Consider the following 22,826-nt stretch of genomic DNA (forward strand, 5'->3'; position numbering starts at 1 on the left):
CGCATGCCGATTGCAGAAGTAAAAGCTTATATCGAAAAGCATTTAGTATTTTAATTTAAAACAGGGCTATCTAGGGAACGATTTCCAAATAGCCCTGTTTATTATTCTATGCCCCTAACTATATGTAAACCGCTCCCGAATATAAGTTAATAAAGGAATCAGCTTTTCCTCCTCCCTTAAATGTTTCATATAAATTTCAATCGCATAAATTTTAGAAACCGCTCCTAAACTAATGCTTTTTAATTTCCCCTCCAATAATTCATTTTCAATTTGGAATTTTGGAAACAGCCCTATGCCTAGTCCCTCCTTAATTAATGCAATTGCAAATATACTGTCATTAATTATATTTTTCCTATAGATTTTGTATTCGTTTTCCAGTTCGGCAAGATTTGGCTCAATTTCATCAAAATATCCTGTAAACAATGGATAATTCGAAAATAGCTCCATCAATAATTTATCTATGCTTTTTTCCTGGGGATTTGCTGTAGCTGGATAGATTAAATCTAGCGGAGCGGACAAAAGCCTTTCTGCATGGATTCCCTTATATTTGCCGGGTAGCATGCCAATAGCAATATCTATATTTTTTAATCGGATCGCTTCGTTCGTCTCCATCGACTCCTCAATTAAAATCTCAATTTCATAATTCGGATATTCCTGCATAAAATCGTGAATTATCTTAGGAAGTATTGTTGAAATTAACATTGGCGATAAAGCAATAACTAATTTAATTTTTTGATGCTGCGTAAATAAATGCAGTCCTTTTTTGCTATCCTCTACTTTCGAGATGATTTCTTTTGCCAACGGATAATAAAATTCCCCTGCATCCGTCAACGCCAGCTTCGTATGTTTACGGCTGAATAATGGTATTTGCAGTTCCTCTTCCAACGCTTTTATATGCACTGTAATGCTAGGCTGCGAAATATACAGTTTCTCAGCAGCTGCCCGGAAATTTCCTTCTTCATAAACCGCGATAAATGTTTTTAGCCACTTCAAATCCATTTCCACACAACCTTTGATTAATAATTTTAATTACATTTATTTAATTTAATTAATTTATATAATGCCAGATTCATTATACACTTTTTGTAATAAAGTATTAGGAGGAAATGCAGATGCTAAATAACAATCTTCTAGCCGAAACTTTTCATCGCTTTTCGGAAAATGAAGCAAAAGGCAAAAGTCCACTTTACGAACAGTGGTGCAGACGAATTGGCATGGATGCAGAGCTTTTGACATTCCTGTGAATCAGCCGAAGCCTAATTTATTTTTCGCTGCTGTGCAATATTTAGCACAAAAAACAAACGATCCCCTCACACAAGTTTTTCAATGTTCGGGGCTGATTGATTTTAATGTGAGCTTCGACTTATTGAAAGGCTTTTGGCGTGCATATGAAGCAGTACTCATTAATATACTTCAAACTAAATTCGTTCAAACAAATGAAGTACAGCGCTCGGCATATTTATATCCTGTTTTCCATGAAATTTACGAGCGTGCACAAAAGCCTTTAACTCTGATTGAAATAGGCACAAGCGCCGGGTTATTATTGAATTTGGATTTATTTCAATATGAAATTTCACAAGATGAAAATCGTACTTTCGGTGACTTTTCGAGCTCTATGAAAATAAGCGCTGCCAACTATGGAGCGGCGCTGCCGAAAATGGAGCCGTTTCGTGTTTTCAGGCGCTGTGGCATTGATTTGAATATTATTGATTTGTCCAATGAAGAAGACTATTTATGGCTTCAGAGTCTCATATGGCCTGAACAAAAGGATAGGAAGAAAAATCTCGAAATTGTTCGTTCCATCCATAATGAATGCGAAAAAGAACTGTATGAGGGGAATTTTTTACATATTATTCCCGGAATTTTGGATTCCGTTTGTATGGACAGCCAAATCGTTATTTTTCACACACATGTTGCGAATCAATTCCCGGCACAGCTTAAAGAGGATCTAATCGGACTTTTAACAAAAGAAAGCGCAAAACAACCTATTTATCATGTGTATAACAATATGTACGACAGTAATCTGCATGTGGACTTTATTGCAAACAGGGATTGCATTTCACATAAAGTATTAAAAAACACCGACGGACATGGCAATTTCTTTTATTGGGAATAATAAAAAGGATTTGGAAAGCTTCATTTTTCCAAATCCTTTTTGCCGTTGGATGAACAATTGTTCCGTCTAAATACAATAACCAAGCTCCGGTATTTATAACGCCGCCCCGCTTGCATATTAAACGATGCCTCCAAATAACTGAAATTCGCTCTTTTGCTGAACAATATGAACAAAAATGAGTTATAATTTTCAGACAGTAATGTAATTGGGGGGATTGAAATGTTTTTCCAGCTGAAAGAAACACCCGTAAAAATATTGGATACGTACGATAAAATTTATGAACTCGTTAAAGCAATACTCCATTTCGAATGTCCGGACCATCGTGCACAGCATCACATTCTCTATACAGCCAATATGCAACTTGAGGCATACCGGGAAGCGAAGGATTTTTACAGGCGCTATGACGACCCGAGCTATGCACTTGGCTGTTTGAGTCGGGAGGCGTACGAACAGGCGAATAAACAATTCCATCAGCTTTCCACGATTATTCGAGGCTATATGCATTTAAGCGAAGATAGTAAACGTGATCATTTCAATCATCACTTCCGCTTTTCAAAAGAAAAAATTGATAAAATGCACCAGCTCTTTGAACAAAAACACCATCATAAACTACTAAAGCTTGAAGCATTATTTTATGAACGGTTAAAAGAAGATGTAGCCCCATTATTAACCCAGTTTGAATAAACGCGATGAAACCTTTTTTGCTATTATACGTAAAGTGAGTAATAGATCCATTAGGAGGGGCGATTCGTGGAAACTAAACAACAACTCGAACACTATTTACAAACGATTCAGCAATGGGAAAAAGATCAAAGCGGTTTATGGTTTTGGGAAAAAATCGGCCGAATTCCATTTAAAATACTTGATAAATTAACGCCAAAATTCATTCAGGAAAAAATTTCTGTATTAATCGATGAACTCGTCAGCTATGTGCAAACAGGAGGGAAATATTTAGTGAGCGAAAAGGCAATGATTCGCCACATCCAGAAACATACATTACACTCGGTTGCATCATTACAGGACATCGGGCAAATGCCGATAGAAGATATGGTCGAACTAAGTGAAAAGCTTCAAAAAAACCGTGCCAATATCGCAACAGTGCAAGGCGCATCAACAGGCTTTGGCGGCGTATTTACATTGGCAATCGATATTCCGGTCATTTTAGGAATCGCATTGAAAACCCTGCAGGAAATCGCACTTATCCATGGCTATGATCCAAATGAAAAAGCCGAACGTATTTTTATCGTGAAATGCTTGCAGTTCGCTTCCTCGGATATCGTCGGAAAAGAGGCAATTTTGAAAGAGCTGGCACAAAACTATGAACAGCCGCGCTCCGCAGAAAATATGGTTTCTCAATTGCAAGGATGGCAAGAGGTCTTTTTTACATACCGGGACAATTTCGGCATGAAAAAGCTCTTTCAAATGATTCCCGTGGCAGGTATGATTTTCGGAGCCTTTATTAATAAGTCAATGATTGAAGATATCGCAGAGGCCGGGATGATGCTTTACCGCAAACGGCGTGTACTGGAACGCATGAATCAACTGGCAGACATATAAAGTCAAGCCAAGCAGAAAAGACTGAACTGCTTGGCTTTTACCTATTTACCGATTAGCTTTTTATTTGCTTCATGCAGTTCCTTCATCCCTTCATAAAAAGGGTAATCCTTTCGCAATTTCGCTTCTTGGTCCAGTCCCTTTTTTAAATCGCCCAAATATTGCACCGATTGCTCTATACGATGCTGAATTTCAGCTGAATCATTTGTCTTTTGGCCATGGCCTGGCACAGCTGTTTGAATATTCTTGTCAGAAATAATTTCAGAGGCTTTTTGTAATGTGGATGAATATGACGCATAATCTTCTATAAACGGGAATTCGACATTTGACAAATAATCCCCCGCCAGCAATATTCCGTATGGCTCGACCACTGTGAATAGACAGTCTTCCGTATGGCCAGGCGCTAAATAAAACGTGCATGCGGCATCTCCTAAGTCGATTGTGTGCCCATCCTCCTTAATAACAATGTCAATGTCGGGATAAATAATCGGATAATCCCTTTCAATGTAGTATTGTGCATCAAATTGATGTATCTGTTTCAGCACTTCTTTTTTATCCGTTCGATTGGCAAAAGCTTCACTCGCAATTGTCGTCGCATTCAAAAAAGCGCCGGCTGCAATAATATGGTCATAGTCGCTATGTGTATAAACAATGTATAATTTGCGCTCCCCGATAATTGACTGTATATAGGCTTTTATTTCGGCAATTTCATTGGGCAGCCAGGTTGGATCAGTTAAAATTAACGCCCGCTTCGTCTTTACAACTGCAGATGTTGTTTCATATAACACGCTTTGAAACACTGCTAATTGATCATTTTCAAATTGTAGCATCATGTTCACTTCCTTCACAAAAGAAAGCTAGTCATATAGATGAATATTTCATCCGACCAGCTTATTTCCTAGGCAATATTTTTTATTCGTCTTCCTTTTTCTCGCGCTGCAATAATGGGGTACGCTCCAATTGCTCGATAAAGCTTCTCGACTTTAAACGAATTCCCGTTTGTTCCTCATAAATCGTTGTGACAATTTTTTTGATAAACTGCTTCGTCTGAGGCTTTAATTCAAGCTTCCCCACTTGCTCAATCGGCACAGTATAAAACATCCGAATAAGCTTCAGCTGTGTCGGGGACAATCGGATAATGTAGGGGTCCAAATGGAAGCAGCGATGGCAAATAAAGCCGCCTTGCGCAAATGAAAACGCAAATTCCCCGTCTACCGCTCCACATCCTGCACATGCATGTAAAATCGGCTGTATGCCGGCATACGGCAGCATCTTCCAATCTACAAATAATGTGATTGCTTCAGGGTCATAGCCTTCCTCAATCGCATTTAATGCCTGAATCAATATTTCGAAAGCATACGGCTCCGGCCTGCCTTCTTCTACTAACCGGTCTACAATTTCAACAATATAGCTTGCATAGGCGGTAGCTACAATATCTGTTTGAATATGGCGCATTGAATTGAAATGCTCCCCTTGCTGCAATGTCCCCATACCTGACGTTCGCTGCACTAAAAACGAACCGTGCATAAACGGCTGAGTAACCCCTGCCAAACGGCTCGTCGGTTTTTTCGCTCCTCTTGCCATGCATGCCACTTTTCCTGCTTCCCGTGTCATGAGCGTGACAATTTTGTTTGATTCACCGTAAGCACGCGCCTTTAAAACGATGCCTTCCCATTTATGTAGCATCTATTGCACATCCTTTGTTTCTTTCGTACTGTCATTATACCGTACTAATGCTTGAAATGTTTAATAAACGGCTACATCTTCACCCATTATTTTCTTCACCCACTTCAAGTTTTGGACAGAGCGCTGTTCGACGTCTTTTAATGGATACACCCGATAAATCCCGTCTGCATCTTTTAATACGGATGTTGCGCGAAGCTCAGGGTGTTGGATTGAAATATGCTCATCGTCCTTCGTGATTTCCAAACTCGCAATTCCGCCTATCATCGTATTAGGTACCGTTAAAATCGTCGAAAAGAAATTGCCGAGGGAATAAAAGACATGTGTTTCATGACCTTGTCCGCTTACAAGCTTTTTGTACGGCTGCAGCACATGCGGATGTGTCCCAAAGACGATATGTGCGCCTGCTTCATTCAAAACGCTTGCATAATGTTTTTGATAGTCGTTTTCGCTATAAACATATTCCGGCCCCCAATGTATTGATACGGCAACGACATCTGCTTCTTGTTTTAATGCGTCGATATCCGCTTTAATTTTCGCCTCATCAATATAGTTAATAATAAATGGTGACCCTTTTGGCAAATAAAGACCATTAGTGCCGTATGTATATGCCAGCATCCCGATTTTTATCGAACCTATTTCAATGATGCGATGTGTCGACAAATCTTCCTGATTTTTATATGCGCCAACATAAGGCATTTTATATTCATCAAGATTTTCGAAAAATGTGCGTACACCGCCTTCCCCTTTATCGACAATATGATTATTCGCAATCGTAACCATATCTACGCCGGCATTTTGGATATCCCGGATAATATGGGGCGGGCTTGAAAATTGAGGAAAGCCGCTTAACGCATATTTATTGCCGACAGGAGGGGATTCCTGGTTGGCGATCAGATAATCATAGCTTTGCATAATCGGGGTCACTGCTGCAAATGACGATGCAAAATCTTTATATTGGGCGAGCCTCAAATGGAGCAGCACATCTCCTGCCATCGCAAATCGAACGGTTTCCTTTATGTTTTCCGGCTCCGGCTTTGGCTCAGGTTCGATTACTTCCTTAGCCGGAATTTCCCGCTCTTGCTGCTCTTCCATTGGCTCTTCTGAGGTTATGTTCATTTGCCCTTCTGCAACAAGTATTGAATGATCTTGGCCGACTGTTAGAACGACCACTACCAATATCGTCAATGACACTCCCCAAAGCGCCAATAAAAATTTATTTAACGTATTCAATCCTACACCTACCATCTTTTTGTAAAATATTACCTAATAAAATAGTATCAAATATAGCGTTTTAATCAAGCAAAAAAGATGCAACGCAATTGTTGCATCTTTTAGCCGTCTAATATTCGTCTTCTCTAAAGCCGAAATCACGTAAATGTGTTTGCTTGTTGCGCCAATCTTTTTGCACTTTCACCCAAAGCTCCAAATATACTTTTGAGCCTAGTAGCATTTCAATATCCTGGCGAGCCCGGGATCCCACTTCTTTTAAAAGTGCGCCGCGTTTCCCTATGACGATCCCTTTTTGCGAATCGCGTTCCACCATGATTGTCGCCTGTACATGAATCATATTTTCCTTTTCTTCATGGGGCTTAATACGGTCTATAACAACAGCGATTGAGTGCGGGATTTCCTCGCGTGTTAGATGCAGAACTTTTTCACGAATCAATTCAGAGATGATGAAGCGCTCTGGGTGGTCTGTTACTTGGTCTGCAGGGTAATATTGAGGACCCTCCGGCAAATATTTCTCAATCGTCGCCAATAAGTTTTCCACATTATTCCCTTGAAGCGCCGAAATCGGAATAATTTCCGCAAAGTCAAACCTGTCTTTGTATGAATCAATAATATTCACCAATTCATCCGGATGCACTAAGTCAATTTTATTAATAATTAAAAATACGGGCGTTTTATTCCCCTGCAATAAATCAATGATGAATTCATCGCCTTTGCCGATTGCCTGCTCTGCATTGACCATAAACATAATAGCATCCACTTCCCTTAATGCGTTGCGGGAAGTTTTTAGCATAAATTCGCCCAGCTTATGCTTTGGCTTATGGATGCCTGGTGTATCGATGAAAATCGTTTGGGAATTTTCCTGTGTCAATACACCCTGTACTTTGTTGCGTGTCGTTTGTGGTTTATCGGACATAATCGCGATTTTTTGACCGATTACACGGTTTAAAAAAGTTGACTTGCCGACATTTGGACGACCTACAATCGAGACGAACCCCGATTTGTATCCTTTATTTTCCTGCATTTTTCATATCCTCCGTTGTAAAAGCTCCCGGAATAAGCTCTGCCACAGTCGTTTGCTGTACATCACCATTCATATTCGTTAAGTACACAGGCATATCCGGTGCACAAAATTCACTCATTACTTGTCGACAAGCCCCACATGGTGAACAAGGCCCTGGTGTGTCCGCCACGACTGCAATCGCTTTGAATTCACGTACACCTTCAGATACTGCCTTAAAAAAGGCGGTACGTTCGGCACAGTTTGTCATGCTATACCCTGCATTTTCGATATTGCAGCCTTTATATACTGTGCCATCGTCCGCTAATAGCGCTGCACCTACTTTAAATTTCGAATAAGGCACATACGCATTTTCGCGCGCTATTTTCGATTGCTCTATTAATTGTTCCATTGTCATAATGAGAAGCTCCTTCCGTCAAGCCAAATTGTTGTTTCATCTTTAAAAAATATTCCTAAAGACAAACAATCAGTGGAGACGATTGTGCCCACTGATAATTTGCCTTACAGCCATTTTGGTAAAAATATGAGTAGTCCGATTATAACACTTGCGAGCGCAAATACAAGTACAGCACCTGCTGCAATATCCTTCGCCTGCTTTGCGAGCGGATGAATTTCCGGTGAGGCGAGGTCCACTACTCTTTCGATTGCTGTATTAATAAGCTCTGCGCCTATAACAATGGCAATCATTAAAATAATGATACACCATTCGATAATCGTTAAATCTGTTACTATACCAGCAATTAGCACAACTGCCGCACTCGCTAAATGGAATTTGAGGTTTTGCTCATACATGGCTGTCCGTACCCCTTCTACTGCAAATCGAAAGGATCCGAAAAATTTACGGACGTTCATTTGCATCCCGACCTAAGCCGTATGATTGTAAAATAGCATCCTGCTTCCCGAACATAATTTTTTCATCTTCCGGTGTCATATGGTCATAGCCAAGTAAATGCAAAAAACCATGCACCGCCAAAAAGCCTAATTCGCGTTCAAAAGAATGACCATATTCTTCCGCCTGTTCCCGTGTACGGTCTGTCGAAATAATAATATCCCCCAAAATGCGTGGAATGCCCTCACCGATTATTTGCACTTCCCCTTCACCCATTTCCTCCAATGCAAAGGAAATCACATCTGTCGGCTGATCTTTATCACGATATTCCCGATTAATTGCATGGATTGCCTCGTTCGTTGCAAATGTAATCGAAACTTCCGAGCCATCTTCAATGCCTTCATATTGTGCGGCATGCTGCAATAGCTTCTCCACTAATTTAATATGCGAGTCTTGTACCTCATTTGTTTCATCTAAAAAATCGATTAATAACATTGTTGTTCCCTCCTGTTTTATTCCTTTGGATATTCAATACGCGAGTGGAACGTCCCATTTAAAGTTTCACATAAAACATCTTCAATTGTTTTCAGTTCTTTCAAAGATATATCACATTCATCAAATTGCTTATCTTGTACACGGTCTTGAATAATTGACTGTACGAGTTTGTGAATTTTTTCGGCACTTGGCTGATTCATTGAACGAACAGCGGCTTCCACACTATCCGCGATGCTAATAATGGCCGCTTCCTTTGTTTGAGGCTTTGGGCCGGGATAGCGGAATATACTTTCATCCAATTGTTTCCCTTCTTCTTTCGCCTTAAACAAAAAGAACTTGAGTGTGCTTGTTCCATGATGCTGCATGCAAATATCAACAATTTCCTGCGGCATTTTATGCTTGCGGAGCAGTTCCGCGCCATCTGTCGTATGTGCAATGATAATTTCCGCACTGCTTTCGGGCGGCATCGAATCGTGCGGGTTTGAGCCCATTTGATTTTCGATGAAAAATAGGGGTCTCCGCGTTTTCCCTACATCATGGTAATAGCAGGCAACCCGCGCAAGCAAGCCATCCGCACCAATAGCTTCACAAGCAGCTTCCGCTAAATTCGCGACCATTATACTATGATGATACGTACCAGGCGTTTCAGTTAAAATTTTCTTCAAAAGCGGATGATTCGGGTTCGACAGTTCGATTAGGCGCATCGTTGACAAAAGGCCGAATGCGGATTCGAAATAAGGTAGCAGCCCCATCGTTAAAGCCCCTGATAATAAGCCCGAAATAATCGCAGCAGCTACATAAAACGAAATCTCCTTAAAACTGTAGCCGGATTGTGCCATTAATAAATAAAACGCGATAAATAATAAGTTTACAAGTGTAACAACACCTACAGCATGTAAAATATCTGTTCGTTTTTCCAGGCCACGCATAAAAATAATCGACGCAAATCCACCAAATAAAATGTAAAGCGCCGCATCCATTTGCAATATCGCGGAATAGCCTTCATGGAAAATAACGCCTGCAGAAGCGGCCGTTATTACCGTTACAACACTTGCAGCCCGGTCATTCGCCAATACCCGCACAAGCATTGTCGCCATTGCCGAAGGATAAATAAACGCCAGCATCAAATCAAAATTTGCCGCGATTAAACCGATCAATTTCATCATAATTAAAGCGATCGCGTATACAATGACGGTTACGAGCAATTCATTGCGCTTTGTCGCCAGCTCTTTTTTTGAGCGGTCGAATAAGACATACAGAAATGAAATTTGCAAAATAATTAAAATCATTAATCCGATGATCGGCTTAATTGATACTTCGCTATCAAGCATTCCCAATAGCTCAAGTTGACGATAAATTTCTCGTGTAACTACTTCGCCTTCTTGAACGATAATTTGCCCTTGTAAAATACGTGTAGGCTCCACTGCCTCTCTCGCTTGCACGATAGCCGTCTCTGTTTTTTCTTCATCAAGAACTTCCGTTTCTACTACTGCCGCGCGTCCAACTATGACCGCAACACTCATTAAATTGTCAGGTATGGAAGGTTTTTGCCTAATTTTGCTTTCCAGTTCGTCGCGATAAAGCATTAAGCTTTCCTTTCGCAGCGGCTTGTCCAGATTCGCTTCGATCAGTGTCGCCAGGGCATCTCGGGCAGACTCAATATTTTTTTGAGTCGCACTTAATAAATTTACTAGCTGTGTATCCGATAATGTTAAATTTTGCTGATTGTCCAATATGTCTTTTAAACTTGAACGCAATAACTCTACTTGCTTTGTTTGCGACAATTCATCATCAGCTTCTGCGATATCTTTTTTCGCCTCTAAAACAATATCAAAAATCGTTGTGACAAAAGTGGCCCGGTGGCTCGGTACGTCATCTTTGAAAATATAAACAGGTTCTACATTTTTTTCGGCACTTTCCTTTTCTATTTCCGTCTTTACTGTATCTTCAATCGTTTTAATCGAACGAATGGTTTCCGGTGATAATTCGGTTAGTTGAATATCATATGTAACGCCGCGAACATTATCAAGCATTAATGAAAATTGCAGCAATGCCGTTGCAACAAGGACAATGATTAATAATGCGCGAAAGCTAATTAGCTGGATGAGCTTTTTTACTCTCTGTATGATCATGCACCTCCACTTTTACTTCTGCTTTCATTTTAACAAATTTATATCCCCCTTGTTACGAAAAGCTAGCATGTTTTTCAAATTAATGTCTTTCAACCTACAATTTGTTACAGAATAGTTTATAAATCTTCTCCTTCCGTCCATAAAAAAACTTTCAACCTTTAAATCAATAAAAGTTGAAAGTCGGCATTATTGTTTATAGTTCCTGTTCCGCATATGCTTGGATTACCCTCGCCACTAACGGATGCCTCACTACATCACCCTGTTCCAGTATTTGGAAGTGGATATCTTTTACGTAACGCAATGTCCGTTCTGCGATAATAAGGCCTGATTCCGTATTTTTCGGTAGATCAATTTGTGTTTTGTCCCCTGTAATAACCATTTTCGAGCCAAAACCAAGACGTGTCAAAAACATTTTCATTTGCTGATGTGTCGTGTTTTGAGCCTCATCCAAAATGACGAAAGCATCATCAAGCGTACGTCCCCTCATATAAGCTAAAGGGGCGATTTCAATTGTGCCACGCTCGATTAAGCGCTGTGTTTGCTCTTGGCCGTATATATCATGCAATGCATCATATAAAGGGCGTAAATAAGGGTCCACCTTCTCCTTTAAATCCCCTGGCAGGAAACCTAAAGATTCACCTGCTTCAACCGCGGGACGCGTCAGAATAATACGTTTTACATGACCATTTTTTAGCGCTTGTGTCGCCATTACGACCGCTAAATACGTTTTGCCGGTACCTGCTGGACCAATACCAAAAATTAAGTCTTTATGACGAATCGCCCGAATATATTCACGCTGCCCAATCGTTTTCGCACGGATAGGCTTCCCTTTCGTATTGCGGGCAATTTCTTCATCATACAATTCAGCATAATATTCAATCGTGCCTTTATTGGCCATTTCAATCGCAGTCGCAACATCGCGCTGATCAATATTAATATTTTTCCGGATCACTTTCAGCAATGCCTCTAAAACAGCATGTGCCTGATTTTTCTTGTCGGAATCATCGCCTGCAATTTGGATGACTTCTCCGCGCGTAATAATTTGAACGTCATAAGTTTCTTCAATTAATGTTATATTTGCATCGGACATTCCTAAAAGCATAACCGCTTCATTTGGATTGTCGATTTGGAGCTCAACATATTTTTCTGGCATACTCATTCTCCTTGGTGAATTGGATGTGGTTTTGCAATATTTTCATTTATCAAATACAAGACTTTCCCTTTAACTGTATCATCATCAGTGTATACGTGCAAAAGTTTTTCTGCTTTTATCGCGGATTCAAGCGGCAATGAATAAATCATCTTTTCATGCAGCAGCGGCAAGATGAAATTTTGTATATCCTCTTCACTTATCACTTTTCGTTTTTTATGAAATGTTCTGTACGGCTTATATGTGACAATTGATTTTAATGGCTCGAATGATTTTTGTTTCACTGATGCCCCTACTTGCTTCCAATTAATATTATACTTCCAGCCATAGTCATCTAATACTTCCATTTCAATGTTTTTAGGGATGGAAAAAGATGTCTCTAGCCAATAGTCGGCAAATACTTCCCCACCCGCACCGATTATTATTTCATCATCTCCATGCTTGAGAATACCCGAAACGAGAATATCCCCGCGGTAAACCGTCATATTTTGCTCTACTTGGCGAATTCCTCGTTCTATTTTGAAATGTGTGACGACCCCACTATTTGTGGCGATTAAATGCTGATTCTTATTCTCGTTTTGGAGTGGCTCTATTTTTGGCGCTAACTGGGGAGTGATTGTTATTTTACTTCCATTTTTCATAATATGTACCCAAGAAAACTCCCGAAATTGCCTCATCATTATTTGGCGAATTTCATTATCCGAATAAAACGCATTTTTTCGAACCGGAAATTGCACATCCATTTCATCTTCTAAATAATTAGCCACTTCATCTTCCAGCTCGACTGTGTTTGCATCTACTTCAATTTGCCAAATAAAACGTGATAATAATAATGGCAGTACGATTAAGGCTAGCATTCCTATAACAGTGACAAAATCCTTTTGCAAAATCTTATCCGGTTCAGTATAGCGAATCAAAATTTTTACTTTTGCCTTTTTTCTAAGCTTGCGGATCATTGATATATTGCTTCGGGCCACTTGAAACGTTATTTCATTACGGCTGAAATTCAATTGGTATATTCGTATTTTATGCTGTTTCAGAAGCGCGATAAAGGCAGCGGCTCCACTAGACTGCTTCATCTTAATTGTAATGAGCTTTTTATATGTTGCATTCATTCTTTTATTCGCTCAATAGACAATTTTTGGAGTGTTTTGCAACGGATTAAAAAGCCTTCCTCAAACAAATGCTGCACCTCTATCTCTGCTGCACGGATATGCATCGAAAATTCATTTGTATTGCAATTGTACTCTGTCGGCGAAACATCTCCCAGCGTATAATAACCATCATACCGAATATGAAGAAAAGAGGTTATTTGCAATTTATTGTTCATAGGGAATAGTTTTCTCAATAAAAAGCCTCCTTTTAACGTCACTATATGCTACGGAAAAAGAAGGCATGTGTAGTTTTATTTAATCGGAATTTGCCAATTTGCCGAGTCCCCTAATGCATCACCCGAGCTTTCACTATTCGGCTCCTTAAACGCTGCGGGAACATGCACATTTAATGATGCATTTTCACTGTATAGTTGCCCAGGCAATAAATAAGCAACGGAAAAATTAGTCTCCATTTGCGGATTCACTAAAATTTGTTCATTTTCAAATGATGATGACAATTGTTCCACTTTAACATTTTGAAGTGTTACAATATTAAAATTCGGCGTGTAATAAATCATTTGATCAAAATCATTTTGAATCGTTCCGGAAATCTCAAGTATAAAATCACCGGGCTGTAAATTCGTAGATTTTGATTCCATTACTTTTCCTGAAACTTTTTCGATGCTATAGTCGAACATCAATGTTACACCTTCCATATTATGCGTAAACGTCTCATCGCTTTCATAGACAGCTACGGTTTCGCTTGCATGCGGAAGATTTTCTTCATCTGTATTTCCGCATGCAGCCAACAGGAATATTAGCATGAATGCCAATACTAACCATCTTTTCTTCATTTGAATCACCCCTCCCCATATATATACCCGCTTCCAATAAAATTAGCGATTAAATTATATCCGTCCATGTTCTGCTCATGCTGCTGCGCTGATTTACTGCTAAAAAAACTACCTATTTCCGTATAGATACATAGAAATAGGTAGTACTATTATTATTTTCTATTTGCCTTAGGAGGCCCCAAAACTTCCGTCATAATAATCGCTTGCATTAATTCGCGCTGATTCGACGGAACAACTTGAAATGCTTCAGAATCTCGTTTTGCCATTGCAACGATAGGTCGTTCAGTTAATGAACGCGAGCCCCTGTTTGAATTGTCTCCTCGACGCTCCGCCGCTGGTTTAACGGGTTCAGAAACAGGTCGTTCTTCTTGTTTCGGAATGTGTGGCTCTGGTTCTTTAATGACAGTTTTTGCTTTTTCATTCAGCTGTCCGAATACTTCATTCGCAAAATCTTCCAATCTTTTCGGACGTTTCGTTTCAGTTTTCGGCTTTGCCTCTTGTTTTCGAGGAGCAGGTTGACTGCTAAATGGCGGCATCTGTTTTGATTCTTTCTTTTGCTGTTCTTTCCCTTTGCCAAATAAAGAACTAATAATGATCATTACAATCATAATGATGAGTCCTTCCATTTAGTGCTCACTCCTTTCCTCGATTATTTATTTTTTGGATCTGGGTTATCGTTGTTCGAAACTTTTGAAATGGAATCGCGCATCGATGTATCTGCTTGAATATTTTTGTAGTTCATGTAGTCCATTAATCCGAAGTTGCCCGAACGCAGCGCTTCTGCCAGAGCCATTGGAACTTCTGCCTCTGCCTCCACTACTTTCGCCTTCATCTCCTGGACTTTCGCAACCATTTCCTGCTCGCTCGCTACGGCCATTGCACGGCGCTCTTCCGCTTTTGCCTGCGCGATATTTTTATCTGCTTGTGCTTGCTCAATTTGAAGCTCGGCACCGATGTTTTTGCCGATATCAACATCGGCGATATCAATCGATAAGATTTCGAAAGCTGTACCAGAGTCTAAACCTTTTGAAAGCACCGTTTGAGAAATTAAATCCGGGTTTTCCAGAACTTTTGAATGTGATTCACTGGAACCTAATGTCGATACAATCCCTTCTCCTACACGGGCAACGATTGTCTCTTCACCAGCACCGCCGACAAGACGATCCAAGTTTGCACGCACTGTAATACGCGCTTTCGCTTTTACTTCAATCCCGTTCATTGCCACACCCGAAATGAATGGTGTTTCAATAACTTTCGGATTTACCGACATTTGTACCGCTTCCAGAACATCGCGGCCGGCCAAATCAATCGCCGCTGCACGTTCGAATGTCAACTCAATATTTGCACGGTGAGCCGCGATAAGCGCATTTACAACACGGTCAACATTACCGCCTGCTAAATAGTGGGATTCCAATTGGTTAATTGATACATCCAACCCTGCTTTATGCGCTTTAATTAACGGGTTTACAATACGCGAAGGAATAACGCGACGTAAACGCATCCCGACCAATGTGAAAATACTTACTCTTACACCTGCTGCAAGTGCACTAATCCATAGTGCAACAGGAACAAATGTGAAAAATACTGCCAGGATAATAAATGCAATTATTATGCCAGCAATTAATGTAATTGTTCCTGCATCTGCCAACATACTCATACTTCTTCTCCACCTTTTCCAATAATTTCTCTGACGACAATACGCGATCCTTCCACTTTCACTATTTCTACTGTTTTACGAGCATCGACATAGTTTCCTTCCGTCACAACATCAAGACGTTCTTGTGCTACAATCACTGTTCCTGATGGGCGCAACGGTGTAATGGATTGCCCCGTTTTGCCTATTAATTCAATTCGGTTTGTATTCGAAACATAGCCTTCTTCCGTTGTCGTCGCATCTTTCAGCACGAGACGATTAAACATATGCAACTTTTTCCCGAAGAATTTCATAAGTATCACCATTCCTATACCTGCAATGAGCATTGCAATTAAAATCGAATATGCCATATGGACGAAGCTTTCCCCTGCAAAAAGTAAACTTCCAATAATTAGTGCGCCCCCGACAATTCCAACGATACCACCGGGTACAAAGAGCTCGGCAATGACTAGAATAAGGCCGATCACAAAAAAGATAAGTGTTTCATACCCTGCAATGCCCGCGACAAGATGCCCAAAGAAAAACATCCCCAGTGAAGCGAGCCCCATCGTTCCCGCCACACCAAAGCCTGGCGAATATAATTCTACTACTAACCCGATGCTGGCAATCGATAGTAAAATGGGAACAATAATCGGATCTGTAATAAAACGAGCCAATTTTTCCGCAAACGTTTGCTCAACTTTTACAACTTCACTGCCATCGAGCTGGATTTTTTTAAGCAGCTCTGTCATAGAAGCAGCTGTCCCTTCAGAATAACCGACTTTTTCAGCTTCTCCGGAAGTTAATGTAAGAAGCTTGCCTTTTGGGGCCCTATATTCCGATAAATCAGAATCATTTCTAACCATTGCTTGTGCATACTGAGGATTGCGACCATTCGGACCGGAATTTTCAGCAGCTGAAGTCATTTTGGCATGCCAGTCACTTTCAGCCTTTTCCCCTGCTGCATTGCCGGAGGAATCAACTACTGCCGCTGCCCCCATTGTCGCATTTGGCGTCATGTAAATTGCGTCTGCATGGAGCGCAATATATGCACCCGCCGAAAGAGCATTCGAGTTGACATATGCAATAATCGGTATATCTACAGAGTCCATTAGCCGGCCAATTTCGGTTGCGGCATCGACAGCTCCTCCAGGTGTGTGCATATTGAGGATGATCGCTTCGGTGTTATTGCTTTTCGCTTCCTCAAAAGCGCGTTTTAAATGCTCCACCAATCCCTTTTCAATTTTATTATCTATGGAGATTTCATACACTTTGCCATTTGCGAATGCCGTTAAAGAAGGAAATATTAATACGAATGACATGACCATTAGAAAAACCCAACTAATCCCTTTCGTTCGTCTCATCTTTATCACCCCTTTATGCATAATTCTATGTACAGTAATTCTACGGATGAACGAATAAAAAGTTTCAAAAATTTTTAACTTCGATTTTTATTGCATCTTTCCTATTATTTGCTTATGTATATTTCAATTATACGGCATTTCCTACGATATATTAAATAATTTCTAAAATTTGCTTAAAAGTCCTATATTATCATTTATATTTCTACTAAAAATGGAGACCGGGAAATGCAAATACCCCGCAAGCCATAATTAAAGGCTTGCGGGGTATATCATTTGTCTGCTCAGTTAAATCTGGAATTTGCGTGTTATGAACGTAGGGTTTTTCAGGGAAATTACCACTTACGTTTACGTGCAGCTTCTGATTTCTTTTTACGTTTTACACTAGGTTTTTCGTAGAACTCGCGCTTTCTAACTTCCTGAATTGTACCTGATTTTGATACAGTACGTTTGAAGCGACGAAGAGCATCTTCAAGCGATTCGTTTTTGCGAACGACAGTTTTTGACATCTCTCTTTCCCTCCCTCCGAACACACGTCAATACAAGCATCAACATTTAGTTAATGTGTACTAAAGTAGTATAGCGTATCATTAAAAAAGAGTCAACAAAAACTATCGAATTAGTAATTAGAATCTGATTTTAAACCATTCATTATTGCAACGCCTGAGGAAGCCCCGATTCGAGTAGCTCCATTTGCAATCATTTGCTGCATATCTTCCAAGCTGCGAACACCGCCGGAAGCCTTCACACCAATTGTTGGACCAACTGTTTTACGCATTAAAGCAATATCTTCCGCCGTAGCTCCGCCGGTTGAAAAACCAGTGGAAGTTTTCACGAAATCCGCACCCGCTTCAACCGATAATTCACAAGCTTTCACTTTTTCTTCATCCGTTAATAGACATGCTTCAATAATCACTTTTACTAATGTGCCATTTGCAGCGTCCACTACCGCTTTAATATCTTCACGTACCAAGTCGAAATCCCCGTCTTTTAACGCGCCAATGTTAATAACCATATCAATTTCACCAGCACCATTTGCAATTGCATCTTTCGTTTCAAATGCTTTAACTGCCGAGGTTGTAGCGCCTAGAGGAAAACCGATTACTGTACATACTTTTACTTCTGTCCCGGCTAATTGCTCTGCGCTAAATTTTACCCACGTCGGATTCACACATACCGAAGCAAAGCCATATTGTTTTGCTTCTGCGCAAATTTGTTGTACTTGCTCTTTTGTAGATTCAGCTTTTAATAAAGTATGGTCGATCATTACCGCATAATTTTGAGTCATTTTCTCAATACTCCTTTTTTCTATTTCCTTAGTTGTCCGTACCTCTACAGTTTAGCATGTATTTCAATCGAGATAAACTATCAGACAACTTAAATTATTCGTCTGAATATGCAAACTTTGTACGTAAAATTTTTTCATCCAACTGTTCGCCGGAATTTGATAAATACTGTATTTTCAATTCCGGCAAATGACGATTCGCCAATTGATACGTTAAAATATTTTTTATTAAAAATTCCTGCGCCAGATCAAATGCTTCTTGCTGTAAGAGAGAGGGGTTTGATAGCGTAATTTCCCAGTCCGAATAAGTTTCGTTTGTCTTGATGCGAGCGATGCCATCATCTATATTTAACCCGCTTACATCTTTATACTGCTCAAAAAACCGCTCCGTTTCTTGTGCAATTTCGGCTAATTGCTGTTCATTAATCTGCAATGAAACGACGCCGTTTGATCGGATTTCCTTTTGGATTTCTGACGCCTTATATTCAATGTTAAGCGAGCCGTAATGCTGTGTCACTTCAGATGGTATATCGATTCCCACTGTCGGCAGGTCATCCTCATACAGATTTTTATCGTTTACTTGTTCAGTACAGCCATATAAAACAAATAATATACTCAGCATCCATATCCATTTCATATAAATTGCTCCACCTTCTTTATCTAGATTCCGGATAAGCACGTTGCTCAAATAGTAGTTTTGTCTTGTCATCATGATAATATACTTGAACACCGATTGGTTTACGACTATATATTTGAAATTTAATGGCATCTTCCACAATGCTGATTTCAATCATTTCCGCTGTAATATCTTGTTCAAATATTTCGCGATCAACTGTAAATTTCAGCTCCGACAAATCAGCATTGTACGTAAACGACCGGAAAGCCTCCACTTCCGGCCGTACACCACGCTCCACTTCATAGCGGAATGCTTCTACCGTGCTATGAAAATCATTGATTGATTCTACCCTTACAGACTCCTCCATATAAATCAGCAAACGATCTTCTTTTAATTCATAGTGCAAAATTCTTGATGGATCAAAATTTCTAAATTGATGAATATTCCCGATTACCCCATCCGGCACCTCCACTATAGACAATTTCGCCAACTGTTCTTTTGAATGTTCATGCTCCATTTATACACCTCCGATCCACCATTTAAGATTAATACCCCTTTTTTATTACAATATGCATGCAATGGCATAGACGAGAAGTCTTTTTTGGACACGTACTGTATGATATGCAAAAAGTTATAAACTAAAACTTTAATATTAAAGATTAGAAAAATACATTTTGCGCAAAAATGATGTCTTTTCTTATGTGGATTCCCTTGAAAAACCTATATTTTCCTATCAACTAAAAAAGGGTTGCATAAAAGTTTTCAACTTCTATGCAACCCTTATTGTTTAGTTTGTTTGGCCTTCTAAAACGCGTACGAATTGCCCATCATTGTATGGATAGCCCGCTTTTGCAATTTTTACTTTCACAAGCTGACCGACCATTTCTTCATTGCCTTCGAACACGACTTTCAAATAGTTTGTAGTGTATCCAACATATAAGTTTTCAGCATCTCCATCTTTAAAGCGCTCTTCCGGAATCACTTCCAGCACTTCCCCTTCAAAGCGAGAAGCATATTCTTTTGCCAGCTGATCGTTTAAAGTAATCAAACGGTGTACACGCTCGTTTTTAATCTCTTCATCCACCTGGTCATCCATACGCGCTGCCGGTGTACCTGTACGTTGGGAATATGGAAAGACATGGAGTTCGGAAAATTTATGATCGCGAATGAAATTATATGTTTCCATAAATTCCTCTTCTGTTTCACCTGGGAACCCGACAATTACATCAGATGTAACAGCTAAGTCAGGTAAAGCAATCTTCAGTTTTTCAAGACGCTCCGCGAAAAATTCCATCGTGTATTTCCGGCGCATTCGTTTCAATACAGTGTCAGATCCTGATTGAATTGGGATGTGTAAATGATTTACGACAATTTCAGAGTTTTGTAATACTTCAATCACTTCATCCGTTAACTGCGAAGCTTCAATTGAAGAAATGCGCAGACGTTTTAGCCCTTTTACTTGCGCTTCTAAATCGCGTAAAAGCTGCGCTAAATTATAGTCCTTAAAATCTTGTCCATATCCGCCTGTGTGAATGCCTGTCAAAACGATTTCCAAATAACCTGCATCTACTAATTGTTGCGCTTGGCGAATTACTTCTTGCGGATCACGAGAACGCATTAAGCCGCGAGCCCATGGGATAATACAGAATGTGCAGAAATTATTGCAGCCTTCCTGTATTTTCAATGATGCACGTGTACGGTCCGTGAATGCAGGCACATCCAGTTCTTCATATACACGGTTTTTCATAATATTGCGTACGGCATTGATCGGCTGACGCTCAGAGCGATATTGATCAATATACCCTAGCATTTTCTCGCGGTCCTGTGTCCCAACGACAATATCGACTCCTGGAATTGCCATAATCTCAGCAGGTGATGTTTGTGCATAGCAACCTGTAACACAAATAACCGCATCCGGATTTTGACGAATTGCACGGCGAATAACTTGGCGTGACTTTTTATCCCCTGTATTTGTTACTGTACATGTATTGATGACATAAACGTCCGCTTGATGATCAAACTCTGTACGCTCATATCCTTGCTCTTTAAATAATTGCCAAATCGCTTCTGTTTCATAGTGGTTTACTTTACAACCTAATGTATGTAGAGATACGGTTTTCGTACGCTCGTAGCTCATAATTTATATCATCCTTTCAAGGTTTACACTTATCAATTTCGCCGGGGGCAATATCTTCATTCATTAAATGAAGATAAAATATCAACGTGTTTTATAATAGCATAATTCCTTATGTAAAGCCTATAGTTTTAACCTTTTATATAATAACCGTTACCACATTCATATGTTTGCATCATATTATACAAAGCAATTTCTTCACCTAATCATAATTAATGAAATATAATCCATTAATTTCATTAAAACAATAATTTTAAACTATACGCGCATCAATTAAAGCAGTATATTAGTTATATATATAATTGAATTTCAGCCATTTTTATTTTGCATTAGGTAAAACAGCTCACTTTATATTGAAAAGAGGAATAGAGATGAAGATTAAATCATTAGTTTTGGTATGTTCTATTTTATTCGCTTTTTTATTTAGCGGAAAATCCTTTGCTGCAAACACTCTGTACGTTTCCCCTAATGGCGATGACCACCACAATGGTGATTTGCAAAATCCGTTCAAAACGATCCAGCATGCAGTGAATAGCAGCTCGCATGGCGATACGATTTTTGTACGTCAAGGAACTTATTATGAACTTATTGCATTCGACAACTTCACGACGTCATCTGATCACGTACTAACAATCCAACCGTTCAACAAAGAAAAAGTGATTATTGATGGAAGTAAACGCGATGAAGATGATTCAGCACGGGCTGCATTTTCTATTCGCGATAGTGAAAATATTCATATTCAAGGCTTCGAAATAAGAAATATTACAACAGATGATGACGACTTTTATCCTGCGGGTATTTTAATAAGAGGGAAAAGCAAAAATATTCAATTATCGAACAATCGAATCCATAATATCGCCAACTTCAATGAAGACGGCAATGCGCATGGCATTTTAGTATACGGCAACGATCCAGCACCAATTCAAAATATTAAAATCCGCAAAAATCATTTATACGATTTAAAACTTGGAAGCAGTGAATCATTAACATTAAGCGGCAATATTACAAACTTTTTAATCGATCGAAATCATTTGTACAATAACAATAATATTGGAATTGATATCGCAGGTTTTTACGATGCATGTACAGAATCGGGCTGTATTGACCAAGCACGAAATGGCATAATTTCCAATAATCGCGTAACAAATCATTCATCCAAAAAGAATCCCTCCTATAATGGAAAAGATTCCGCCCCCGGCATTTATATCGATGGCGGTAAGAATGTGAAAATCATGAATAATTTCGTAGCAAATAATAATTTCGGCATTTCGGTTTCAAGCGAAAACAGAAACAGACAAACGAGCAATATTACAATTGAAGGAAATACAATCAAACATAATGAAAAAGCAGGAATTGTAATCGGAGGCTCGAATATAGATAATGGCGGCTCGAAGGAAATTAATGTTAAAAACAACCGCTTTATCGCAAATGATACAAACAAAAAGGGCTATTATGAAATTACTTTACAGCAAAATATTGAACAATTAACTTTGCAAAACAATACATATAGTATGTGTCGTTTTTCAAAAAATATTAATAATGTCAGCAAATCGAAGTTGAAAGTCGCCTCTTTTAATGAAAAGGTTCAGCTATCACTTGCAAGTTGCTTAAAATAATTCCCTCAGTAAATACTTCT

26 protein-coding genes are annotated in these 22,826 nt (G+C 39.5%); 5 read left to right on the plus strand and 21 right to left on the minus strand.

Annotated elements, in window-relative coordinates; all coding sequences use genetic code 11:
* Window positions 1-114: 114 nt before the first annotated feature.
* Window positions 115-999 carry a LysR family transcriptional regulator gene (locus ACTHOQ_RS02040; protein ID WP_440494000.1) on the minus strand — a complete coding sequence of 295 codons (885 nt, stop codon included), beginning with the start codon at window positions 997-999 and terminating at the stop codon, window positions 115-117.
* A 113-nt stretch (window positions 1,000-1,112) separates the two neighbouring features.
* Between ACTHOQ_RS02040 and ACTHOQ_RS02045 the strand changes: the two genes are divergently transcribed.
* From ACTHOQ_RS02045 to ACTHOQ_RS02060, 4 genes are all read left to right on the plus strand, one after another.
* On the plus strand, window positions 1,113-1,244 hold the full coding sequence (locus ACTHOQ_RS02045; protein ID WP_440494001.1) for a hypothetical protein: 132 nt from the start codon (window positions 1,113-1,115) through the stop codon (window positions 1,242-1,244).
* The gene (locus ACTHOQ_RS02050) at window positions 1,241-2,116 is read left to right on the plus strand and encodes a DUF2332 domain-containing protein (RefSeq protein WP_440494002.1); all 876 of its coding nucleotides are present in this window, start codon (window positions 1,241-1,243) and stop codon (window positions 2,114-2,116) included. The genes ACTHOQ_RS02045 and ACTHOQ_RS02050 overlap by 4 nt, the downstream gene beginning before the upstream one ends.
* Before the next feature lie 219 nt (window positions 2,117-2,335).
* A complete protein-coding gene (locus ACTHOQ_RS02055) occupies window positions 2,336-2,800 on the plus strand; it encodes a hypothetical protein (protein WP_440494003.1) in 465 nt (154 codons plus the stop codon).
* Between the two features lie 66 nt (window positions 2,801-2,866).
* The gene (locus tag ACTHOQ_RS02060) at window positions 2,867-3,673 is read left to right on the plus strand and encodes an EcsC family protein (protein ID WP_440494004.1); all 807 of its coding nucleotides are present in this window, start codon (window positions 2,867-2,869) and stop codon (window positions 3,671-3,673) included.
* A gap of 41 nt (window positions 3,674-3,714) precedes the next feature.
* Here the strand turns inward: ACTHOQ_RS02060 and ACTHOQ_RS02065 are convergent, their stop codons facing one another.
* The 20 genes from ACTHOQ_RS02065 to mtaB all read right to left on the minus strand — a co-directional run bounded on the left by ACTHOQ_RS02065 (window position 3,715) and on the right by mtaB (window position 21,193).
* Window positions 3,715-4,503, minus strand: coding sequence for an MBL fold metallo-hydrolase (locus ACTHOQ_RS02065; protein ID WP_440494005.1), 789 nt, complete (start codon window positions 4,501-4,503; stop codon window positions 3,715-3,717).
* Window positions 4,504-4,582: 79 nt separating this feature from the next.
* Window positions 4,583-5,356, minus strand: a complete 774-nt coding sequence (recO, locus tag ACTHOQ_RS02070) for a DNA repair protein RecO (RefSeq protein WP_440494006.1) — start codon at window positions 5,354-5,356, stop codon at window positions 4,583-4,585.
* Between the two features lie 60 nt (window positions 5,357-5,416).
* The gene (locus ACTHOQ_RS02075) at window positions 5,417-6,586 is read right to left on the minus strand and encodes a CapA family protein (RefSeq protein ID WP_440494007.1); all 1,170 of its coding nucleotides are present in this window, start codon (window positions 6,584-6,586) and stop codon (window positions 5,417-5,419) included.
* 109 nt (window positions 6,587-6,695) lie between these two features.
* The gene (era, locus tag ACTHOQ_RS02080) at window positions 6,696-7,610 is read right to left on the minus strand and encodes a GTPase Era (RefSeq protein ID WP_440494008.1); all 915 of its coding nucleotides are present in this window, start codon (window positions 7,608-7,610) and stop codon (window positions 6,696-6,698) included.
* A complete protein-coding gene (locus ACTHOQ_RS02085; protein ID WP_440494009.1) occupies window positions 7,597-8,004 on the minus strand; it encodes a cytidine deaminase in 408 nt (135 codons plus the stop codon). The genes era and ACTHOQ_RS02085 overlap by 14 nt, the downstream gene beginning before the upstream one ends.
* 104 nt (window positions 8,005-8,108) lie before the next feature.
* Window positions 8,109-8,459, minus strand: coding sequence for a diacylglycerol kinase family protein (locus ACTHOQ_RS02090; RefSeq protein ID WP_440494010.1), 351 nt, complete (start codon window positions 8,457-8,459; stop codon window positions 8,109-8,111).
* Entirely contained in the window at window positions 8,446-8,931 is a 486-nt protein-coding gene (gene ybeY, locus ACTHOQ_RS02095) for an rRNA maturation RNase YbeY (protein WP_440494011.1), read from the minus strand. Before ybeY ends, ACTHOQ_RS02090 begins: the two co-directional genes overlap by 14 nt.
* Before the next feature lie 17 nt (window positions 8,932-8,948).
* On the minus strand, window positions 8,949-11,063 hold the full coding sequence (locus ACTHOQ_RS02100; protein ID WP_440494012.1) for an HD family phosphohydrolase: 2,115 nt from the start codon (window positions 11,061-11,063) through the stop codon (window positions 8,949-8,951).
* A gap of 193 nt (window positions 11,064-11,256) precedes the next feature.
* Window positions 11,257-12,216 carry a PhoH family protein gene (locus ACTHOQ_RS02105; protein ID WP_440494013.1) on the minus strand — a complete coding sequence of 320 codons (960 nt, stop codon included), beginning with the start codon at window positions 12,214-12,216 and terminating at the stop codon, window positions 11,257-11,259.
* Between the two features lie 2 nt (window positions 12,217-12,218).
* Window positions 12,219-13,328 (minus strand): sporulation protein YqfD, encoded by a 1,110-nt coding sequence (locus tag ACTHOQ_RS02110; RefSeq protein WP_440494014.1) that lies wholly within the window; start codon window positions 13,326-13,328, stop codon window positions 12,219-12,221.
* Window positions 13,325-13,561 (minus strand): RNA methyltransferase, encoded by a 237-nt coding sequence (locus ACTHOQ_RS02115; RefSeq protein ID WP_440494015.1) that lies wholly within the window; start codon window positions 13,559-13,561, stop codon window positions 13,325-13,327. The genes ACTHOQ_RS02110 and ACTHOQ_RS02115 overlap by 4 nt, the downstream gene beginning before the upstream one ends.
* Before the next feature lie 57 nt (window positions 13,562-13,618).
* The gene (locus ACTHOQ_RS02120) at window positions 13,619-14,161 is read right to left on the minus strand and encodes a DUF5068 domain-containing protein (protein WP_440494016.1); all 543 of its coding nucleotides are present in this window, start codon (window positions 14,159-14,161) and stop codon (window positions 13,619-13,621) included.
* A gap of 152 nt (window positions 14,162-14,313) precedes the next feature.
* On the minus strand, window positions 14,314-14,787 hold the full coding sequence (locus tag ACTHOQ_RS02125) for a YqfB family membrane protein (protein ID WP_440494017.1): 474 nt from the start codon (window positions 14,785-14,787) through the stop codon (window positions 14,314-14,316).
* Between the two features lie 23 nt (window positions 14,788-14,810).
* The gene (floA, locus tag ACTHOQ_RS02130) at window positions 14,811-15,818 is read right to left on the minus strand and encodes a flotillin-like protein FloA (protein ID WP_440494018.1); all 1,008 of its coding nucleotides are present in this window, start codon (window positions 15,816-15,818) and stop codon (window positions 14,811-14,813) included.
* On the minus strand, window positions 15,815-17,158 hold the full coding sequence (locus ACTHOQ_RS02135; protein ID WP_440494019.1) for an NfeD family protein: 1,344 nt from the start codon (window positions 17,156-17,158) through the stop codon (window positions 15,815-15,817). Before ACTHOQ_RS02135 ends, floA begins: the two co-directional genes overlap by 4 nt.
* A 332-nt stretch (window positions 17,159-17,490) precedes the next feature.
* On the minus strand, window positions 17,491-17,664 hold the full coding sequence (gene rpsU / locus ACTHOQ_RS02140) for a 30S ribosomal protein S21 (protein WP_004227078.1): 174 nt from the start codon (window positions 17,662-17,664) through the stop codon (window positions 17,491-17,493).
* Window positions 17,665-17,774: 110 nt separating this feature from the next.
* On the minus strand, window positions 17,775-18,443 hold the full coding sequence (gene deoC, locus ACTHOQ_RS02145) for a deoxyribose-phosphate aldolase (RefSeq protein WP_440494020.1): 669 nt from the start codon (window positions 18,441-18,443) through the stop codon (window positions 17,775-17,777).
* Between the two features lie 94 nt (window positions 18,444-18,537).
* Window positions 18,538-19,077, minus strand: coding sequence for an adenylate cyclase (locus tag ACTHOQ_RS02150; protein ID WP_440494021.1), 540 nt, complete (start codon window positions 19,075-19,077; stop codon window positions 18,538-18,540).
* 19 nt (window positions 19,078-19,096) lie between these two features.
* Window positions 19,097-19,573: a hypothetical protein gene (locus tag ACTHOQ_RS02155; RefSeq protein WP_440494022.1), complete on the minus strand. Its 477-nt coding sequence runs from the start codon at window positions 19,571-19,573 to the stop codon at window positions 19,097-19,099.
* A 270-nt stretch (window positions 19,574-19,843) separates the two neighbouring features.
* On the minus strand, window positions 19,844-21,193 hold the full coding sequence (gene mtaB, locus ACTHOQ_RS02160) for a tRNA (N(6)-L-threonylcarbamoyladenosine(37)-C(2))-methylthiotransferase MtaB (protein WP_440494023.1): 1,350 nt from the start codon (window positions 21,191-21,193) through the stop codon (window positions 19,844-19,846).
* A 368-nt stretch (window positions 21,194-21,561) separates the two neighbouring features.
* Here mtaB and ACTHOQ_RS02165 point away from each other — a divergent pair, with 368 nt between their 5' ends.
* Complete coding sequence (locus tag ACTHOQ_RS02165; RefSeq protein ID WP_440494024.1) at window positions 21,562-22,806, plus strand: right-handed parallel beta-helix repeat-containing protein; 1,245 nt, start codon at window positions 21,562-21,564, stop codon at window positions 22,804-22,806.
* The last annotated feature ends 20 nt before the right edge of the window (window positions 22,807-22,826 follow it).

Origin of the sequence: Solibacillus silvestris, from assembly GCF_051967575.1 — a bacterium.
Taxonomy (GTDB): Bacteria; Bacillota; Bacilli; order Bacillales_A; family Planococcaceae; genus Solibacillus; species Solibacillus silvestris_B.

Bases quoted from the DNA above. Each gene is read 5' to 3' on its own strand.
- ACTHOQ_RS02085 (WP_440494009.1), bottom strand. From the start codon at position 8,004: ATGACAATGGAACAATTAATAGAGCAATCGAAAATAGCGCGCGAAAAT.
- ACTHOQ_RS02120 (WP_440494016.1), bottom strand. From the start codon at position 14,161: ATGAAGAAAAGATGGTTAGTATTGGCATTCATGCTAATATTCCTGTTG.
- ACTHOQ_RS02100 (WP_440494012.1), bottom strand. From the start codon at position 11,063: ATGATCATACAGAGAGTAAAAAAGCTCATCCAGCTAATTAGCTTTCGC.
- ACTHOQ_RS02090 (WP_440494010.1), bottom strand. From the start codon at position 8,459: ATGAACGTCCGTAAATTTTTCGGATCCTTTCGATTTGCAGTAGAAGGG.
- recO (WP_440494006.1), bottom strand. From the start codon at position 5,356: ATGCTACATAAATGGGAAGGCATCGTTTTAAAGGCGCGTGCTTACGGT.
- ACTHOQ_RS02125 (WP_440494017.1), bottom strand. From the start codon at position 14,787: ATGGAAGGACTCATCATTATGATTGTAATGATCATTATTAGTTCTTTA.
- ACTHOQ_RS02055 (WP_440494003.1), top strand. From the start codon at position 2,336: ATGTTTTTCCAGCTGAAAGAAACACCCGTAAAAATATTGGATACGTAC.
- floA (WP_440494018.1), bottom strand. From the start codon at position 15,818: ATGAGTATGTTGGCAGATGCAGGAACAATTACATTAATTGCTGGCATA.
- ACTHOQ_RS02110 (WP_440494014.1), bottom strand. From the start codon at position 13,328: ATGAATGCAACATATAAAAAGCTCATTACAATTAAGATGAAGCAGTCT.
- ACTHOQ_RS02065 (WP_440494005.1), bottom strand. From the start codon at position 4,503: ATGATGCTACAATTTGAAAATGATCAATTAGCAGTGTTTCAAAGCGTG.
- ACTHOQ_RS02155 (WP_440494022.1), bottom strand. From the start codon at position 19,573: ATGGAGCATGAACATTCAAAAGAACAGTTGGCGAAATTGTCTATAGTG.
- ybeY (WP_440494011.1), bottom strand. From the start codon at position 8,931: ATGTTATTAATCGATTTTTTAGATGAAACAAATGAGGTACAAGACTCG.
- ACTHOQ_RS02105 (WP_440494013.1), bottom strand. From the start codon at position 12,216: ATGCCAGAAAAATATGTTGAGCTCCAAATCGACAATCCAAATGAAGCG.
- ACTHOQ_RS02045 (WP_440494001.1), top strand. From the start codon at position 1,113: ATGCTAAATAACAATCTTCTAGCCGAAACTTTTCATCGCTTTTCGGAA.
- deoC (WP_440494020.1), bottom strand. From the start codon at position 18,443: ATGACTCAAAATTATGCGGTAATGATCGACCATACTTTATTAAAAGCT.
- ACTHOQ_RS02135 (WP_440494019.1), bottom strand. From the start codon at position 17,158: ATGAGACGAACGAAAGGGATTAGTTGGGTTTTTCTAATGGTCATGTCA.
- ACTHOQ_RS02165 (WP_440494024.1), top strand. From the start codon at position 21,562: ATGAAGATTAAATCATTAGTTTTGGTATGTTCTATTTTATTCGCTTTT.
- ACTHOQ_RS02150 (WP_440494021.1), bottom strand. From the start codon at position 19,077: ATGAAATGGATATGGATGCTGAGTATATTATTTGTTTTATATGGCTGT.
- era (WP_440494008.1), bottom strand. From the start codon at position 7,610: ATGCAGGAAAATAAAGGATACAAATCGGGGTTCGTCTCGATTGTAGGT.
- ACTHOQ_RS02040 (WP_440494000.1), bottom strand. From the start codon at position 999: ATGGATTTGAAGTGGCTAAAAACATTTATCGCGGTTTATGAAGAAGGA.
- rpsU (WP_004227078.1), bottom strand. From the start codon at position 17,664: ATGTCAAAAACTGTCGTTCGCAAAAACGAATCGCTTGAAGATGCTCTT.
- mtaB (WP_440494023.1), bottom strand. From the start codon at position 21,193: ATGAGCTACGAGCGTACGAAAACCGTATCTCTACATACATTAGGTTGT.